The organism is Bacillus sp. Au-Bac7, from assembly GCF_021341655.1.
Classification (GTDB): domain Bacteria; phylum Bacillota; class Bacilli; order Bacillales; family Cytobacillaceae; genus Niallia.
The window spans coordinates 717,269-735,458 of sequence record NZ_JAJTTG010000002.1 but is presented as its reverse complement, the minus strand read 5'-3'; the positions used below and the strand labels follow the sequence as shown (position 1 = coordinate 735,458).

Here is an 18,190-nt window from a genome sequence, read left to right as displayed (position 1 = left end):
AGGAGACTGCAAAAAATGCAGTCTCCTTTAAAATGTTTCATAAACAATATCTCCAGTTCTAGAAATATCATAATCTCTTAAAAGTTGTATTTCATCCCGAAAGTGGGCAGAGTTTAAAATATCTTTTATTGTCTGGATTAACGGTTCATTTTCAGGAGTTTTTAACATAACTAAATCGTAGCTTTCTGATATTAACGGTACAAAGTCGATTCCGACCATTTTTGCGGCTTTTTCAATTCCAACCCCAACATCAGCCATTCCATTTGCAACAGCTGTTGCTACACTATAATGGTTCGATTCTTCCTTTTCATATCCATTTACCTCACTTGAAAGGATATTGTTTATTCTGAGCTGTTCATCAAGGAGAATTCGTGCTCCTGAACCTTTCTCACGATTGACGATTTTTATGTTTTTTCGCTGTAAATCTGTCCAAGCAGTCAAGCTTAACGGATTGCCCTTTTGAACATAAAAGCCTGCTTTTCTTGATAAGAGATTAAGTAAAATAAGGGGGCGTCCGACTAATATTTTTTTTAAATAAGGAACATTATAGTCTCCAGTATCTCCGTCAAACATATGTAAACTAACAATATCTCCTTTGCCATTGTACATGGAAATCAGGCTGTTTAAGCTTCCCGTGTAGGAACGCAATGCTTGATAAGATGAGTGTTTCTCCATATATTTACTCAGAATATCAAGAACCATGTCTTGTCCGCTTATTACAATGGTTTTCGCATCAGTTTCGCCTTTCGGTACAGTTACAGAAAGGTTCGAAGTTTGTTTTGTTTTATGGTTATTTATATAAACATCTAAATCTCTTGAATCAATCCTCATCTGCCTCCCAACACGGAAAACTGGGATATCTCCTTTTTTAACCATATCATATAAGGTAAGCTTGGAAACTTTTAATAGTTGAGATACCTCTTCAATCGTATAAGAAAATTCTTTTGACATTGTGCACCCCTCCATTAATATTTTAACGTAATCGTTAAAAAAATAATTAAGTAAATAAAAATTTCTAAAAGTTTTCACAATTTTCGATTTAGCAATTAGTTATAATTAGTTATAATCAATTATAACTAATTATAAGAAGGGGATAAAAAATGAAGAATTACTATCGTTCCGTATTAAGTGTGCTTTTGCTATTGATTATCCTTAGCGGGTGTTCAGCAAACGACAAAACGACTGCAGAAAATAGTAATAAACAAGATGCTAGTCAAGATAAAGTGGAATTGACGGTCTCTGCTGCTGCGAGTTTGCAAGATGCTTTGACTGATATTAAAGCAGACTTTGAAAAGGAAAACCCAAACATAATCCTCCATTTTAATTTTGGCGGATCAGGAGCATTGCAGCAGCAAATCTCCCAAGGAGCACCTGTTGACGTATTTGTCTCGGCAGCAGAAGATAAATTTCAGATTTTGGTGGATGATGGACTTATGGAAAAGAGTGACAGTACAGATTTAGTTGGAAATGAACTTGTATTGGTAGTCCCTAGAGATTCGGATAAAGGGATTAAGGGCTTTGAAGATTTAACAAAGACAGGTAAGATAGCTCTTGGTACGCCTGAATCTGTGCCTGCAGGACAATACGGTAAGGATACATTAGAAAGTTTAAATCTTTGGACTAAGTTAGAGGATAAAGTGATTTACGCCAAAGATGTGCGCCAAGTACTTACATATGTTGAAACAAATAATGTGGACGCCGGGATTGTATATAAAACAGATGCATTAACTTCCGATAAAGTGGAAATAGCTGCAACTGCAGAGGAAAGTAGCCATGATCCGATTATTTATCCAGCAGGGGTGATCAAAAATAGTACTTACTATGCACAAGCAAAGACCTTCTATGACTATTTGCAAGGTGTTAATTCCTTAAAAATATTAGAACAATATGGTTTTAAAGGGATGAAGTAAAAAAGATGACTGCTGACTTTTTAGCACCTGTTATATTATCAATTGAAATTGCAGCTGTTTCAACATTATTTGTCATTGTATTTGGAATAATATTCGGGAAACTGATGGCAGGCAGAAAATTTAAGGGAAAAGTATTAGTTGATACAATTTTGCTTTTACCTTTAGTACTGCCTCCAACGGTGGTAGGTTTTTTATTAATTATTATTTTTGGCCGGAACAGCCCTGCAGGTCAATTTATCGAATGGGTTTTTAATCAGCCGATAATGTTTACTTGGTGGGCAGCAGTGATTGCTTCTACAGTTGTTGCATTTCCTCTTATGTATCAGTCATCCAGAACAGGCTTTGAAGCGATTGATGCAGATATAGAAAATGCAGCACGTGTGGATGGAGCCGGTGAATTACGTTTAATGATGTTTATTTCCATTCCGCTCACCTTAAAGTCAATTGTGTCTGGAGCAATCTTGAGCTTTGCAAGAGCATTAGGGGAATTCGGAGCAACCTTAATGTTTGCAGGCAATATCCCAGGAAAAACACAATCAATCCCAACAGCTATCTATGTTGCTATTGATTCAGGCAATATGGACATGGCTTGGCTGTGGGTAACGAGTATAATAGTTATTTCGTTTTTTATGTTGGCAGTTGTATATTTTATAAGGTCTTAAAGGATATATCGCCCTTATTTGTACTTAAGCGTAATTAACCTCGGCAGCATATAATAAACAAACTGTAAGGAGGAATTATTATGCATCCGAGTATTATTACTGGGTTAAATGGTGGTGCACTTTATCAAAACTTTCCGAATCCATCATATGGAGCTTGGAATCAAAAGCTGCTTGGAGTCACACCATATCACTATATGTTAGGAGGGCAACAATATAATATTGCTCCAAGACCTCCAGGGGCACATCCTTTTTTTCCTTATTTAGGACCAAATTTGCCGGTAACATTTAGAAGATAATTTTACCCAGTTAGTATAAACTAACTGGTTTTTTCTTTAATTTGTCTATTAATCTTTTATTTTTATTGAATTTTATGTATAATAATGCATATAAAACGGACGTAAGAAGCTATTCTTTAAGTTGAAAGAAGTGTTTATGTGAGTTTGTATTTTGCTTATGTAATGGTGGGACTTGCTATTGCAATGCCAGTAGGTGCAATTACAGTTGAAATGACAAAGCAAGGTTTGAAAAATGGTTTTATGCATGGCTGGGCAGTTGGTATTGGCGGAATGACAGTTGATCTGATCTTAATATTTGCCCTGTATTTTGGATTAGCAAAAGTTTTGGCGATTCCTTTTATTCAAATGCCATTATGGATAGTCGGGGCGATTTTCTTATTCTTTCTAGCCTATGATTCCATAAAAAATGCCGATAAAGATATAACAATGGCAGGGGAGAAAGCTAATAAATCACTTTTCAAAACATATCGTAATGGTCTGCTTGTAGCTGTTTCTCCTGGGAATTTAGTGTTTTGGATTTCGGTATTTGGAGCTGTTTTAGCAGATTCATATGAAGGCAGTGATTCAAACAGCTTTATTATTGTAGCGCTAGGAATTATCTCAGGCATTTTATTACACGATATTGGCTTACTGACAATTGTGTCTTTCACCAGAAAAATAATGAACCGCCAAATGATTAAATGGACTTCCATCATTGCAGGCATTTTATTATTTGGATTTGGGTTTTATTTCTTATATGAATTCTACATAGGTATTCAGTCGCTTTTTTCTTAAAAGGTAATGTAAAGGTAAAGACAGCTGCTAACAATTGCAGCTGTCTTTTTCATGCTTATTTGTCATTTTTAGATTTTAACGTAAATAAAGATATAGGGAAAGTGTTATTAAGATGTACTTTGAGAGTTTTAGGCAATGATTTAAGAGAATTATGATAACGCTTTTTTTCGATTTAGAGGATAATTTTAATAAGGTAGTTGAAATGCTATTGACTAAAAAGATGTTCTTTATAAAAAAGAGGGGGATACACGTGAAAAAGACATTATATTTAATGAGACATGGTCAAACATTGTTTAATTTACGAAAAAAAGTACAAGGCTGGTGTGATTCACCGCTAACAGAATTGGGGATTAAGCAAGCAGAGGCTGCTGCAGCTTATTTTAAAGAGCAAAATATTGTCTTCGATCAAGCTTATTGCTCCACCTCAGAAAGAGCAAGTGACACATTAGAGATTATTACAGATTTACCATATACAAGATTAAAAGGGTTAAAGGAATGGAATTTTGGGACATTTGAAGGAGAAAGTGAAGATTTAAATCCGCCTTTGCCTTACAATGATTTCTTTGTACAGTACGGAGGAGAAGACCAGAAGGAAGTACAGCAGAGAATGGCTGAGACATGTCAAAAAATAATGGAAGAAGATAATGAAGTAGTGTTGGCAGTATCCCATGGGGGAGCATGCCGAAACTTTATGAGAGTTTGGGAACATACAAGCACGATCAATCAGCTACAGAAAATTGGAAATTGCTGCATCATGAAGTTTGAATATGAAAACAAAGAATTTAAACTAGTGGAAATTATCAACCAGAACGATAGTGATGTAAAAGGTGAATTACCAGTTGTTTCTTAAATTCATGTGAAGACACCCTGTAGTTGGGTGTCTTTTTTGTTTTGAAAAAATTATTGCGTATGGTGGTAGTATCATTAGGAACCATCCACAGCTCTATATGACTTATTTATCAGTGAACTGCAAAAAACAGAAAAAGAGATATAAGAACTCCTGTGATGTCAGGGGTTGTATTTATATTTCAAGGTTACTATAAAGGAATGCCCTCATACTGTCTACATTACACAAGCTGCCTTAAAGGGAACTGTGGGAACAGAAATATTAGCTTGAAAGAAAAAATAATATATTATCAGTAAAATCAGGTCATGGTAGGTTCATATTTGTGTGAACTTTAGGTAAATACTCACCTTAGTATAAGTTTTAATAAATACCCATTATATGTTAAAGTCGAATTATAAATTAGAGTAGGAGGAGGTTCAAATGGACATATATCTTATCAGTACATAGTGTCACCGCCCCTCCCTGACGATATGTCAAAAATTAAATTCCTGTTCAAGGAATACAATGAACCATTTAAAAGAAAACCAACCAGCCTTGAATTTGTCATTACTGTAGCTGAGTAATTATTAAAATTTCATTTTAGTTAGCTCTTTATTAATGATGAAGTGACTGATTATCTTTATATTAAAAAGGATTTTAAAGAATTACTAACATGTCAGAGGCAAGGAGGATGTGATATGAGACATATTTTAGGTGGGTATTATATTATTTCCTCATCAGAACGGCCTGAATATTTAGATAAAGAAGTTATTCCAGAGCTAATATACTCAGCGAGTGAATGTCTATGTGATATTCATCCTGATATAAATATCTTATGGGCTAGTTCTAAAAAGAGCAAAAAAGAATATAGTGAAAAACTGCGAATATCTGAAAATACTTACTATCATTTAGAAGCAGAGGTTGAAGAAATGTTTGAATTAGGTGAAATTACTTATCCAAATCTATTTACAACTGTGGCTGTTGCTAGAAAATATAAACAGAAATATTTGAGTAATTTACAGGATACCAAAATTTTTGGTATTGGTTTGCCAGAAGGATTGGTACATGAGTTTATTGCAGAAGAAGAATCTGAAACTAAACCGGAAGAAAACCAATATGTACTAGAAAAGAAGCTTTTAAATAAGAATTTGATGTCAAAAGCAGATTGTAAGATGTTGGGCTATGAAATCCTTGGATTCGAAAGTGGGAAATTTCACACCTATTTGTGCAACGGAATGGAAAAGGATTTTAAAGAGAACTTTAGATTTACTTTAAATGAAAATGGCTTTATCAGCTCTTTAGAAGAAGCAATCAGCTATTGTCATTATTGTAATGATGAGGAAGTAGAAACCGAACCAGTTTTGTGGCTGCCTTGGGCAATATATGAATATAGATAACTACCACTTATAGAAAAATTGCTGAATCTATGAGGTCCTTTTTAAATCAAGGTAGACATGTAATGTTGTTAATAAGCAAATAATGAATCCCCGAAATATTTGAAAAAACTTCTTGATAAAGTATGGTCATAAGTTGTTAAGATGACTGTGCAAAAAGGAACCTTAGAATAATATTTTAAGGTTCCTTCTAACTTTATATGGGGAACAGGAGTTAATGTTTATGGGCCCAATACATAGGCGCTTTTTCACCTAATGTCCCGCTTACTGCGCCGCCTTCTTTCCGCCAGTATTCAAGCCCGCCGATCAATTCTTTAACTTTAAATCCTAATTTGGACAGTTTAGCACATGTTCTTGTTGCACCATTGCAAGCTGGTCCCCAACAATAAACTACGATTAGTTTATCTTTAGGTAGTGTACCAACAGTACGATCAGATATTTTATTTCCTGGAAAAGAAATAGCCTCCGTAATATGACATTCTTCATAAGCCAATTCATCTCTAACATCAATAACAGTCAGGCCTTGGTATCCCTTTTTCAAATCAATTAATAAATCAGCAACATCTGCCTCAAAGGATAGTTTTTTCATAAAATGAGCATAGGCTGCTTCTGGTTCACTTGGCTGAATGTCCAATGTTAATGAATATCTAGGTTCTTTTTTCAAAATAATTCCTCCTTAGTTGATTTCTTCTTCAGTATAAATGGAAAAAGTATTCGCTGATCTGATAGTTATTGATTTATACTATCAATAATACTGATAGTTAGGGTGTGAGAAGATGGAGCTGTTATACTTCAAAACATTTATTCAAGTTGTGAAAAGCGGCAATTATACACGCGCTGCGTATGTATTGGACTATGCACAATCAAGTGTTACAACCCATATTCAAAAGCTGGAGGCACTTTATGGGGGAACGCGCTTATTAGAAAGACATGGGAAATTAATGAAATTAACTCCATCAGGTGAGCTTCTTTATAGCTATGCAGAGAAAATGCTCGCATTATTTGATGAATAACAGCAAAGATTACAAAACCAAGAAGTAAAAACGATAAGAATTGGGTCGATTGAATCGTTAGCAATTTATGAACTGCCCGCAATATTATCCGAATTTAAAAAGCAGTATCCTGATGTAAAAGTGCAAATCATTCCTGATACAGAAGCAGTAATAATTGAAAAAATTTATAATAAAGAACTAGATTTTGGACTAATAATTGATAAACCATTTGTGTCAGAAAGAATCAACAGTCTCTCTATTGAAAAACAAAAAATGAAAGTCGTATTACCTCTTGATCATATTTATACAGGAAAGTCATTATTTACGTTGGAAGACTTTAAGGATGAAACAGTTATTCTAACAGAAGAAGGCTGTACATACAGAGCTTATATATTGAAACAGTTACAAAAAAATCATATTGAATTTACCTTATCTATGGAGCTAAGCAGCATTGAAACAATTAAAAAAGCGGTTCAGAATAAATGGGGAATCGGCTTCTTGCCTGAGTTTAGTATGGAAGACCATGATCAAGTTACCGGGATTCCTTTTCAGGATGAAAATTTCCATTTTTACAGCCAATTACTTTATCGGAAAAGCAGCTCTGACATTCCTGTCTATCAATACTTCATAAATCTCTTTGCAAAAAAGTCTAGGTTTCCTCATCAAAGTTTTTTTGAAACTTCCATGATTTAATAACCGTATTACTAGCACCTAATCATGGAGGATGTTTTTTTATTATAGGTAATGTTACAGTCGGCTGGGGAATAATGTTATGTTAACTGCAAATTATGCTGCATTATCTTACACTTCTAAAATATTCCTGTTATCTTGATGCTTTAAGGATGTTTGGCCTCATTTTATATAGCGCAGTTCAAAAACTTAAATAAGAAATATTAACAATAACTTGTTGAATTGATTAGGAGGGAGTATATGAAATTATTAAGTGCTGTTATATCGCTTTGTTGCAGTTTTTGGATGATTATTTATTTATACGGATTGAAAGAAGTGAGTTCTGCAAAATATAATTCTATTTTTCAAATACTGCCATTAGTGTTAATTGCGATAGCCATTTACTGTTTCTATGCCTATGGAAGGGAAAAGGAGAAGTGAATCTATATGAAGGTTGGTATAGGTGGTCCGAAGATTTACATTAAGACTATTTTCTTGAGAATAAAGAACATACTTTCTTTAGGAGAAAGGAAACTTACATGAGTAAACACTGCTGTGAAATGATGACAGGGCAAATTAATTATAAAGGTGAATTTCATACAAACGAATCAGATTGTCCAGACATTTTAGTAAGTTATCATGAAAAATTTGATGAATATGGCTTAATTATCCATAATGGAGGAAGTTCGAGTATACAGATATTTTTCAGTCCGTGGTGCGGTACAAAATTACCAGAATCAAAAAGTGACTTATGGTTTGATACATTAGCACAATTAGGGTTTGACGATCCAGTGGAGCAAATTATTCCAAAGGAATTTCATACAAATAAGTGGTATACAAAAGGTAAATGAGAGATTTTATGTTTACGGAGTATAGAGACTTATCGAATAAACGGAATAGTTCTGCAAATTGATTCACATAATTAACATCTTTTGGTAATATGAAGTAGAGATGTAAAGAAAGGGGAATCTATACTGCACATGTGGACTTTGTAATGATTATCTAATTGATAGAGTAGTAACGAAAGTTTATAAGTCTGTCTGTAATCATTTTCGGGATTCATGGTGTGGACAATAGAAACTCCCGTTTTCAAAGCAGATACTTTTCTAATCTGCTTTTATTTATGAGTAAAAAACATCGCTATTGTCACATTCATAAATACCCTAATTGGGGGTTTTTTTAATGACAAATCAATTTGAAAAGGAAGAAATATTAACAGGCGGTAATATTTCCAATGTCTATCGTGCAGGAGATACTGTTCGCCGTGAACTAAAAAAAGAAAGCAGCAAAATTCATAAATTATTAAACCATTTGGAAAATAAAGGGTTTGGATATGCTCCAAAGTTATTAGGCATTGACGACAAAGGTCGAGAGGTTTTAACATTTATTGAAGGAGAAGCGGGAAATTATCCTTTGAAAGAGTATATGTGGTCTAATAGTGTTTTAGCAGAGATAGCAAAAATGCTTCGTCAATATCATGATGCTGTCAGTGATTTTCCGATAACAGATGAATGGGTTCCTATGGTTAATACTCCAGATAAGATGGAGGTTATCTGTCATAATGATTTTGCTATATACAACATCATTTTTCATGACAAAAAGCCAGTTGGGATAATTGATTTTGATGTCGCTGCACCTGGTCCGAGACTTTGGGACATAGCGTATACTCTATACACATGCGTTCCTTTAAGTCGACTTTATCACAACGAAAATGGAGAGGAAATCTATTATTATTCTATAAAAGATGCCGAACGTATTAAAAATAGAGTGAACGTGTTTTTTGAAGCTTACGGGATCGAGGGGCTGAAAGAGAATTATTTAGAGATGGTTTTGCTAAGGTTGGCTGGGTTATGTAAATATATGATAAAAAAAGCAAATGAAGGTGATGTTGCTTTTCAAAATATGCTGAAACAAGGACATCTCGAACATTATCAAAAAGACATTATATTTATTCGTGAACATGGAAACGAGTGGAATTAGGAAGGTTATCGTAGCGTCAGTTTTTGACGCTATTTTTTTAGATAATCTGAATATTATTAAAAGAGACAGACAGGGGGAATTCAAGTGACATTGCAAATTACGAGAGAGGTAAATAAAAAAGATAAACAATACATTGAAGAAGCACTGTACAAGTATAACCTAAGTCATTTTCCTAAAGATTTAGGAGGCAGATTCGAAGAAATATGTCTGTTTCTGAAGGACGATAAAGGAACAGTCCGTGGCGGAATCCTGAGTGAAGTATGCTGGAATTGGTTAGAAATCCATACATTTATGATAGATGAAGACATGAGAAAATCTGGTTATGGTACGAAATTATTAGCAGAGGTTGAGAAAATAGCAGTGGAAAAAGATTGTGATTTCATAAAGGTAGATACTTTAAGCTTTCAAGCATTAGGCTTCTATGAAAAGAATGGTTACCAAGTATACGGTACTTTAGATAATGTGGGGAGAGAACATAAGCATTACTATTTGAAAAAGGAATTAAAGGAAGGGAAACAATGAGTCAATCAGTGAATGTTAAGATGTGGACTGTTTGCATGATTCGGAAAGAAGAAGGTTTAGAGGTTTAGGGTATGGAATTAATTTCTTTATTTGTTACACTCTGCAAGTAACTTATGGGTGATTATATCAATGGTGTAAATTATATTCCATAACTTAAGGGGGCTATCAAAATGAATACTAATTTTGGTAAATACGAAGTACCAGCCACGCTTCAAAGATTAGTTGAATTAGAGAAATTACTTAGTGATCCTGAACAATTTTATCTTGGTCTTCATTTTTACCTTTCTCTAGAAAACGATATTAGATATTTCAATACCCCAAGTGATGTAGTTGTTTTTGGAAATATTGGTGTAGATGGTGTTCATTATGGATTCCTTACTGATTATGGTCTTGTTATGAATCTTGAGAAGGCACCTATAGTTTGTGTCTGTCCCGTTGACTTTGACAGGCCAGTCCGTATTATTGCCCAAAGCCTCAGTGAATTTTTAAGATTAAATGTTTCGAATAGTGAACTGTTTTATAATGAATTTAATAGTGAAGGTGCTTATTTAGCAGCTAGAGAACAATGGGAAGAAGAGGAAGCTCACTCATTTTACCACCAAACAAAAAATGAGACGTTAACTCAGGAAAGGGTCGAAAATTATATAATGAATAATTTTCAAATACCTTTTATTGAGAATCCGTTTCGATATATTCAAGAGGTTGAATTGGAGCGAAAAAGAAATGTAAGTATTGCTACACAGGATGGATTAGGCATTATTACTCCACTACTTCCATGTGAAAATCATAAACCATTTGAGATTAATAAGGAAAAAGATTTGGATTTGAACTTGTTGCGGGAATATCTTAATTCTGCACCAGTTGCCTCACGACTTGCAGTGTTTAGGGACATACAGTTTAATTATGTTTTGCAAGATTACCCAGAACTAGCTCAAATAGTAATAGAGACAATGGTCAATTTAGGTCTTATTGATGAAGTCAATCGATTATCCGAAAGTATCTAATTGAAGCCGTCTAAAAAGAACCGTTTTTTTATTTATGAGCAAGTATTCTATTTTTAATAGGAATGTCAGAAATCAAAAACTACAACGAACGGAACAGCGAAAAAGGATACTAAAAAGAAAATTTTTTATTGAAGGATACTAAAGCAGAGTGCTATTTACAATTATTATATTTATCTAGAAATTCTTCGTACATTTATGCTGAAATATACCATTTATAAATGGGGAGTTCTGATGCCTGCAAACAACCTTTCATTTTCTTGTATAGCTTTCAATATAGCCTTACTTATACTTGCCTTTACACCTGTCACATATATAAATGTTTTGTTTCTTTTAAGTCCGATGTTTGCTTTTTGTGGAGTCTTACTTGGAATAGGAGCGATCGTATTAAAAGAATCCTTTCTCAAATCAGTTCTTGCTATTGTATTAAACATGGCTTATGTGCCGTTTTTCTTCGAACTTTTTAAATGGTGAAACTTCTTGCGACTGTATCTGTCAGCAATGAAGAATGACTAAAGTACAGTGGGAAAACACATGAATGGATTGCTTATTATATTTCTTCATACGAATCAACAAAGGAAAGATGTTATGAGCTGATAAATGAATATATGACAGATTAAAAAAGGGCTAGAGAAAAGGGGATGTCCTTTTCTCTAGCGTTGTTTATTGTGAATTTATTCCTTTTGTAATTGCTGTTAATTTCGTATTAATGGAGAAAATTTTAGTGTTAATATTAGTAATACCAAAGCTATCTAACCTTTTAGAATGCATCTCTAAGTAACTTTGAGCTGTTTCTTTTGTTTGAAAGCAATAGATACCACCAGCTTCACGAGATTCCTCGTTCTCTGTCCAAATCTTCCACAGGAAACCTTCTTCTTTATTAATGCTTTCTGCCAGTTCTGAAAAAGCTTCCGCCATTTCATCACCAAAGGGACCATTCATGTTAAAATCTATTTGTAAAATATATGCCATTTTATTCTCCTTAAGTTAATATGCTGATAGATAATAAGCTTCGCCTAGTATTTCCTTTTCTTCGTAACTATCTGAGGAAAGTTCTTTTTTTATAAAAGAGTGGATGTCTGTTTGTTTAATGCTATACATGATTTCCAGTTCTTTTGAGAATAACAGCTGTTCCTTCTTTAGTAGTTCTGAAAGAGAAGGCAGAGTCTTTGGTTGGAGTTTATCCTGATTGAGCGCTTGCTTTAGTCCGTTTATATAATATTCTAATGGACGCGCACCAACAACTTTTACACCTTTATTATCTTTATTAACAATGATAATAGATGGAAATCCTCTCACTCCTAAACTAGCCGCTAAATGAAAATCTTCGTTGAGAAGATTTTTTCCAATCTCCTGTTGAGCGTCTTTCAATATAGATTTTCCATCAAGATTTAATTTATTTACTATATCTAGGAGCACAACAGGATCTCCAATATTTTGATTAAAAGCAAAAACTGCTTCTCTCGCACGGCGCAAAAACTCGGTTGCTAAAGAATCATCTCTTTGCTGAATAACTTTAAACACTATCGATGGAGGGAAAGAAGACTGTATCGGGTTATTTAGCCAAAGTGAGCCATCTATTGGCATGCGGCTATGTTCACCAACTTCGCGCCAATGATCTGCAACGTCAGCTGGTTTAGAAATACCATTTGCACTGTCACTAAAATCTTCCCATTTTTCTAACAAGCCGCCCATTATCGTATGGAAATTAAAGTAGTGACCATATTGAGAGACAAAACGGCGAAGTACTGGTTCCAGTGCCCAGCAATGAGAACAAATTGGATCTGTTACATAGTATAAATTAAGGGATATATCAGACTTGTTAAAATCGATTACTTCCATTGCTTCCTCTTCGGCTGCCCCACAAATTCCTGTTTCCAAATCACAAGCCATTGGGTTTTTACTCATATTTACATTTCACTCCTATCATTCTAACCAAGAAGCTGGCTTAAAGTTGATTTACGATATTATGTTAGTACATAATGAAAAACAACAATACCAATAAAAATGAATTATTATCGTATATACGACATATTCAGCTATTTGTCTAAAAAGGAGAAACAATGATGAAAGAAACAAAAAAGGATTTACGGTATGTTCGTACCCGTAAATCAATTATGGATGCGTTTATCGAAATCTCGGGGAAGAAGGATTTTAAGGATATTACCATAAAGGATATTACGACAGAGGCTATGATAAACAGAGCAACATTTTATTATCATTTTGTTGATAAATATGAATTGCTGGAAAAGGTACTGTCCGAGGTGTTCTTAATAAATTTAAATGATGAATTAATAAAAAGATATATACTGAATGAAGAAGTTATTATAAATATATTTACAGCAATAACTAATTTTCATAGTACTTTACATAATCGCTGTCATCGCGGCTATGAAGATACCATTGCACGGATTATTAAAGAACAGCTTGAAATTATCTTTTATAAAATGCTGCAAAAGCAAGGTCGAGCAGAAACTAGCACAAAAGTTTCCGCTGTTTTGTTAAGCTGGGGAATATATGGAGCTGCAATGGAGTGGAGCAAGAACAGGGAATTACAACCAGAAGAATATATTAAGTTTGCAATTCCTTATTTTGAGAATGGCTTTTATAGTAGTGATACCGATAAATAATAATTAAGATACATTCATTCCACATCCTGTAGAAAAGGTGATAACAGTGTTACTACAAGAGAAAATGAAAAATTTAAAGTTCTCTCCTAATGAAAGAATTGTTCTGGATTTTATTATAGACAAACAGGAACTTATAGAGGAATACTCTACAACAATGATTGCTGAAGAAACATACACTTCTCCTTCCATCTTAGTTAGAATATCAAAAAAATTAGGATTTAACGGTTGGAATGAATGGAAAAGGGCATTTCTTAAAGAGGTTGCATACTTAAAAACGAATTTTCAAGACATCGATGCAAATACCCCTTTTACCCATCGTGATCCTATGATGAATATCGCCAGTAAAATTACTCAGCTTCATATTGAAAGTGCAAAAGATACATTAGCTCTCATTCGCCATGACTCTTTGCAAAAAGCAGTTCAAATATTGAGTAACTGCCGTGAAGTTAAAGTATTTACCATTTCTAATTTAACTTTTTTAGGACAAGAATTTGTATATAAATTAAGACATATTGGTAAAAAGGCTGATACAAATCCTACTGAAAGTATGATGTATCAAGAGGCTGTGATGACATCTTCTGATGACTGTGCTATCTGTATTTCTTATTCTGGTGAAACATCTTCATTATTAGAAACAGCTCAATATTTAAAAATGAACAAAGTTCCGCTTATTGCCATTACAAGTATGGGGGAAAATAGTTTATCAAGAATTGCTGATGTAACATTACATATAACAACAAGAGAAAAATCGTATTCTAAAATAGCAGGCTTCGCTTCACTTGAATCGATTTCTCTTATTTTAGATATCCTATATTCTAGTTTGTTTTCTGTTAAATATCATAGTAACTATGATTTTAAAGTAAAGTTAGCTCAAAAAACGGAAACACGTCAAATAAATAATCAGATTATACAAGAAGACGAAGAATGATACAAACATAAGATATTATTGATAAAAAAGCTTAATTTAATACTAATTGAAGATAAGGAAGATGAAAAATAAAAACGTTCTTTAAAAAAATACAAGCGTAAGCTGTCTTTTTTATTATCTTCATAGAATTTGTCTGTCCACCAACTAGAACTAGCTATAATCCCTTTTCTAAGCACTTCATTTCTTGCCGTTATTTAAAATATCAGCTGGATTTGTTACGGCAGTAACAACAGTAATTTTTTTAAAAATATCACAATTATAAATAAAAAATATCATGAGATAAAATGTATTTTTTTGTATACATTTTCATAATTTAGTAGTTTTTAAATATGTTGTTGTTATATCATATTATAAGTTAGATAAATATACTTATGAGGAGGATAAATAAATAAAAGCTCATTTAAGTACAAATATTAAACATGGTAAAGTTTTTAGATTTGGGAAAAATATTTTTCTTAAAAAGGTGGGTCACAGTGATGAGTAGCACAGTCACTATTATAGTTACAGTCGCCTCAATTATTGTGGTGTCTAATTATGTAAAAAAGTTAAAATTCACTAAATATCAATCAAGTAGTGTTAAGCTATATCTTGCACGTGCTGGTGTAGGGATTATACCCGTTATTGTATTGTCAACCATGCTTTATTTTCTTTTGAATTTTATTTTAAGCGATTAAGTTTTTATTAGTTTTATACTGTTTAGGGATAATGCTGAGTGCTATGTTTATAAAAAAAAGTGACAGATAATGAGTGGAAACAATCTTAATTGGTTAAAATTCTAGCAGCAAGTTATACTCCATTGCTTCATGAATTAGCATCTCAATCGCAGCTATCCTTCTCCACCTAAAATGGGCAGGTTATTTTAACAAGATGTTCAGGAAGCGTTATTGCTTTGATTTAATATTCCTGCTATCCCTATTCATGAAATTCTTCTCCTTAATATCATGTAATATTCTTAAACTTATGTTCTGATTCAACGGAGAAAGAGGTTTTGTTCTTTACTAAAATAAAGAACAAAATCTCCTGTATTTTATTTAACGATATTTTTAACATCTTTTCTTTTGTTGTTTTTCAAGATAAGAACATCAAGTTTCTCTCTAAGTTTAATAGGATCTGGATGCTTAAATCCTTTCTCTATTCCATTCCTATTTATATCCGCCAGGACATACTTATCCCTCCTACAATAATTTTTGAGTTTTTGTTAGGAGGTAATTTCAACATTTGGCTTATTCTGTATATATAAATTATTTTACATTACCCGTTGTTATGTAATGATATAGGAGTATTTATGACCCTTTTGAGAAATGAAGATATAGCTAAACCAACATACTGACGGAATTAGCCGAACAAGCTATTGATTGAAGGGCAATGAAAAATCTTTTACATATTATCTCTGAAAAATCATATAAAAATAGAAAAAGCTTCAAGGATTGATGGAAGCTATATTCTTTTTTAAGGGATTTTGTTAATCTCAGATTTAAGGGAGGAATGATGGATGAAGGTTGTTATTATAGGTGGATGTGGTCATATTGGATCTTACTTAGTACCTAAGCTAGTTAAAGCTGGAAACGAAGTTATAAATATCAGCAGAGGTAAAAGCAAACCATATAAGGAAGATTATGCATGGAATGAAGTCAAAAATGTTGTTTTAGACAGAAAAAATGATGAGACATTTGCTCAGAAAATTGCAAGCATGGATGCAGATATAGTTATAGACTTAATTAACTTTACGTTAGAAGATACAAAGAATATGGTAGAAGCACTGCAAGCAACAAGATTAACTCATTATTTATTTTGTTCGTCCATATGGGCACATGGCAGGGCGCGAAGCTTACCTGTAACAGAGGACTGTGTTAAAGAGCCACTTGATGAGTATGGATTGGAAAAGCTTAAATGTGAACAATATTTACAAGAGCAATATCGTTTAAAGGGTTTCCCTGCAACTACTATTATGCCGGGGCAAATTTCAGGTCCAGGCTGGAATATTATAAGCCCATTAGGAAATGTAAATCCTGATACTTTCCAAAGAATTGCAAACGGCGAAGAGATATTCTTGCCTAATTTTGGAATGGAAACATTGCATCATGTGCATGCAGACGATGTTGCACAAGTATTTATGAATGCGATTACACATAGAAACCAAGCTATAGGCGAAAGCTTCCATGCAGTTGCTGATGAATCAATGACATTATTTGGTTTTGCGACAGCTATGTATCGTTTCTTTGGACAAGAGCCAAACATAAAATTTCTGCCGTGGGAAAAATGGTGTGAGCATGTTAAAAAGGAAGAAGACATCAGTTCATCCTATTACCATCTTGCACGCAGTGGTCACTTTAGTATGGAAAAGGCAAAAAGACTTATTGATTTTCGTCCCCGTCATACTATTTTAGAAACAGTTGAAGAAAGTGTGAAAAGCTACTTGGAGCGAAATATTATTAAAATAGACTAGAAAGCATCTGTTTCTAATGAATACCTCTAGACTATTAACTTCATATAACTTAAAAAGACTGCCTCTATAGTGGGCAGTCTTTTTAAGTTGGTAAATAATAGTTTAGCTGCAGACATAAAAAAGTCAATTTTCTGTCAAATCACAAGATACATAGATGTATCAATATGGTAAAATTGTTGGTAATTGGAGATTGTTTATCACCCCTTGAATACAGGAGGAAAATGTATGAATGAAAAAGCAAAACATAAAATCCGCATGCAAAAAAAGGTTCAAGGAATATACAGAGAGATAAAAAAACAGAAAGAAATAGAACAAGATGACAATATTATCGGAAAAATTATTGTAAACCTTTGTGTAGTAATCATTCTGTTCTTTTTTATAATGAGTACATTATTTGATCTGGGGGTTCAGTTACCAGAGTTTTTTGGGGTATAAAATGTATGCGGAAATTTTTTAGTAAACTTTAAAGTTTAGGAGAGGTAATATTGCTAACAAATTTGTATTTTGTACGCCACGCTCACTCTATTTATTCTTCTGATGAATCAGGGAGGCCTTTATCACAAAAGGGGCTTGCCGACGTAAAAAAAGTAACAGATCTCCTGAATAAAGAAAATATACATGTGGTTATTTCTAGTCCTTATAAGCGGGCAATTCAAACTGTCAAGGAAGTTGGCCTAAAGAGTAGCAGAGAGATAATTATTGATAACAGCTTTAAGGAACGAATGCTTTCAAAAAATGCTGTAGAGGACTTTCAAACGGCGATTTCGAAATTATGGGAAGAGCCATCTTTTTCTTGGGAAGGCGGAGAATCGAATTTAATTGCACAAAAACGTGGAGTCTATGCAACGTTAAATACCTTGGAAAGATTTAAAGGTAAAAATATTGTAGTAGGATCACACGGTAATCTGATTGCTTTAATAATGAATTATTTCGATAAACAATACGATTTAAATTTCTGGAGAGGTTTGGATATGCCGGATATTTATAAATTAAGCTTTGATAAAACAGTATTGAAAGAGGTTGTTAAAATCTGGCATAGGTAAGAGATGTTCACTGGGACTTTGAAGGTATAGTTGAAAAAGATACAGTTATTTTTATTACAAAATGCAACCAATTGTCTTTAACAGACAGCAGTATGGATTAGCCATTATAAAAGAAGA

General features: G+C 33.4%; 22 protein-coding genes and 1 pseudogene. 19 read left to right on the top strand and 4 right to left on the bottom strand.

Annotated features, from left to right (window positions below; translation table 11 throughout):
- Positions 1-27 precede the first annotated feature (27 nt).
- Positions 28-951, bottom strand: a complete 924-nt coding sequence (locus LXM54_RS12370) for a helix-turn-helix transcriptional regulator (RefSeq protein WP_233315471.1) — start codon at positions 949-951, stop codon at positions 28-30.
- A 149-nt stretch (positions 952-1,100) separates the two neighbouring features.
- On the opposite strand from LXM54_RS12370, the gene modA reads away from it, so the two are divergent.
- From modA to LXM54_RS12340, 6 genes are all read left to right on the top strand, one after another.
- A complete protein-coding gene (modA, locus tag LXM54_RS12365; protein WP_233315470.1) occupies positions 1,101-1,910 on the top strand; it encodes a molybdate ABC transporter substrate-binding protein in 810 nt (269 codons plus the stop codon).
- A gap of 5 nt (positions 1,911-1,915) precedes the next feature.
- Positions 1,916-2,572 (top strand): molybdate ABC transporter permease subunit, encoded by a 657-nt coding sequence (modB, locus tag LXM54_RS12360; RefSeq protein WP_233315469.1) that lies wholly within the window; start codon positions 1,916-1,918, stop codon positions 2,570-2,572.
- Positions 2,573-2,652: 80 nt separating this feature from the next.
- Positions 2,653-2,868 (top strand): hypothetical protein, encoded by a 216-nt coding sequence (locus LXM54_RS12355; protein ID WP_233315468.1) that lies wholly within the window; start codon positions 2,653-2,655, stop codon positions 2,866-2,868.
- Positions 2,869-3,006: 138 nt separating this feature from the next.
- Positions 3,007-3,642 (top strand): LysE family transporter, encoded by a 636-nt coding sequence (locus tag LXM54_RS12350; protein WP_233315467.1) that lies wholly within the window; start codon positions 3,007-3,009, stop codon positions 3,640-3,642.
- A 250-nt stretch (positions 3,643-3,892) separates the two neighbouring features.
- The gene (locus LXM54_RS12345; RefSeq protein ID WP_233315466.1) at positions 3,893-4,492 is read left to right on the top strand and encodes a histidine phosphatase family protein; all 600 of its coding nucleotides are present in this window, start codon (positions 3,893-3,895) and stop codon (positions 4,490-4,492) included.
- Positions 4,493-5,166: 674 nt separating this feature from the next.
- Positions 5,167-5,865 carry a hypothetical protein gene (locus LXM54_RS12340; RefSeq protein WP_233315465.1) on the top strand — a complete coding sequence of 233 codons (699 nt, stop codon included), beginning with the start codon at positions 5,167-5,169 and terminating at the stop codon, positions 5,863-5,865.
- 211 nt (positions 5,866-6,076) lie between these two features.
- On the opposite strand, the gene LXM54_RS12335 is transcribed toward LXM54_RS12340, so the two are convergent.
- Positions 6,077-6,526 (bottom strand): rhodanese-like domain-containing protein, encoded by a 450-nt coding sequence (locus LXM54_RS12335; RefSeq protein WP_233315464.1) that lies wholly within the window; start codon positions 6,524-6,526, stop codon positions 6,077-6,079.
- A 112-nt stretch (positions 6,527-6,638) separates the two neighbouring features.
- Here LXM54_RS12335 and LXM54_RS12330 point away from each other — a divergent pair, with 112 nt between their 5' ends.
- The 7 genes and pseudogenes from LXM54_RS12330 (at position 6,639) to LXM54_RS12300 (ending at position 11,029) form a co-directional block, all read left to right on the top strand.
- Positions 6,639-6,875: a LysR family transcriptional regulator gene (locus LXM54_RS12330; RefSeq protein WP_233315463.1), complete on the top strand. Its 237-nt coding sequence runs from the start codon at positions 6,639-6,641 to the stop codon at positions 6,873-6,875.
- Positions 6,876-6,902: 27 nt separating this feature from the next.
- Positions 6,903-7,547 (top strand): annotated as a pseudogene (locus LXM54_RS12325) (LysR family transcriptional regulator substrate-binding protein); the annotation flags it as partial.
- 237 nt (positions 7,548-7,784) lie between these two features.
- Entirely contained in the window at positions 7,785-7,964 is a 180-nt protein-coding gene (locus LXM54_RS12320) for a hypothetical protein (RefSeq protein WP_233315462.1), read from the top strand.
- A gap of 98 nt (positions 7,965-8,062) precedes the next feature.
- Entirely contained in the window at positions 8,063-8,374 is a 312-nt protein-coding gene (locus LXM54_RS12315) for a DUF6980 family protein (RefSeq protein WP_233315461.1), read from the top strand.
- A 331-nt stretch (positions 8,375-8,705) separates the two neighbouring features.
- On the top strand, positions 8,706-9,503 hold the full coding sequence (locus tag LXM54_RS12310; RefSeq protein WP_233315460.1) for a phosphotransferase enzyme family protein: 798 nt from the start codon (positions 8,706-8,708) through the stop codon (positions 9,501-9,503).
- Positions 9,504-9,587: 84 nt separating this feature from the next.
- Positions 9,588-10,025 (top strand): GNAT family N-acetyltransferase, encoded by a 438-nt coding sequence (locus LXM54_RS12305; protein ID WP_233315459.1) that lies wholly within the window; start codon positions 9,588-9,590, stop codon positions 10,023-10,025.
- Between the two features lie 170 nt (positions 10,026-10,195).
- Positions 10,196-11,029: a hypothetical protein gene (locus LXM54_RS12300; RefSeq protein ID WP_233315458.1), complete on the top strand. Its 834-nt coding sequence runs from the start codon at positions 10,196-10,198 to the stop codon at positions 11,027-11,029.
- 660 nt (positions 11,030-11,689) lie between these two features.
- Here the strand turns inward: LXM54_RS12300 and LXM54_RS12295 are convergent.
- Together LXM54_RS12295 and LXM54_RS12290 are read right to left on the bottom strand one after the other, a co-directional pair.
- On the bottom strand, positions 11,690-11,998 hold the full coding sequence (locus tag LXM54_RS12295) for a monooxygenase (protein ID WP_233315457.1): 309 nt from the start codon (positions 11,996-11,998) through the stop codon (positions 11,690-11,692).
- 15 nt (positions 11,999-12,013) lie between these two features.
- The gene (locus LXM54_RS12290; RefSeq protein ID WP_233315456.1) at positions 12,014-12,934 is read right to left on the bottom strand and encodes a DsbA family protein; all 921 of its coding nucleotides are present in this window, start codon (positions 12,932-12,934) and stop codon (positions 12,014-12,016) included.
- A 158-nt stretch (positions 12,935-13,092) separates the two neighbouring features.
- Between LXM54_RS12290 and LXM54_RS12285 the strand changes: the two genes are divergently transcribed.
- From LXM54_RS12285 to LXM54_RS12260, 6 genes are all read left to right on the top strand, one after another.
- Positions 13,093-13,656, top strand: coding sequence for a TetR/AcrR family transcriptional regulator (locus tag LXM54_RS12285; RefSeq protein ID WP_233315657.1), 564 nt, complete (start codon positions 13,093-13,095; stop codon positions 13,654-13,656).
- A gap of 46 nt (positions 13,657-13,702) precedes the next feature.
- Positions 13,703-14,584, top strand: a complete 882-nt coding sequence (locus LXM54_RS12280) for a MurR/RpiR family transcriptional regulator (protein WP_233315455.1) — start codon at positions 13,703-13,705, stop codon at positions 14,582-14,584.
- A 476-nt stretch (positions 14,585-15,060) separates the two neighbouring features.
- Entirely contained in the window at positions 15,061-15,258 is a 198-nt protein-coding gene (locus LXM54_RS12275; RefSeq protein ID WP_233315454.1) for a hypothetical protein, read from the top strand.
- A gap of 818 nt (positions 15,259-16,076) precedes the next feature.
- Positions 16,077-17,030 carry an NAD-dependent epimerase/dehydratase family protein gene (locus tag LXM54_RS12270; protein WP_233315453.1) on the top strand — a complete coding sequence of 318 codons (954 nt, stop codon included), beginning with the start codon at positions 16,077-16,079 and terminating at the stop codon, positions 17,028-17,030.
- Positions 17,031-17,255: 225 nt separating this feature from the next.
- On the top strand, positions 17,256-17,465 hold the full coding sequence (locus LXM54_RS12265) for a hypothetical protein (RefSeq protein ID WP_233315452.1): 210 nt from the start codon (positions 17,256-17,258) through the stop codon (positions 17,463-17,465).
- 50 nt (positions 17,466-17,515) lie between these two features.
- Complete coding sequence (locus tag LXM54_RS12260) at positions 17,516-18,073, top strand: histidine phosphatase family protein (protein WP_233315451.1); 558 nt, start codon at positions 17,516-17,518, stop codon at positions 18,071-18,073.
- Positions 18,074-18,190: the final 117 nt, after the last annotated feature.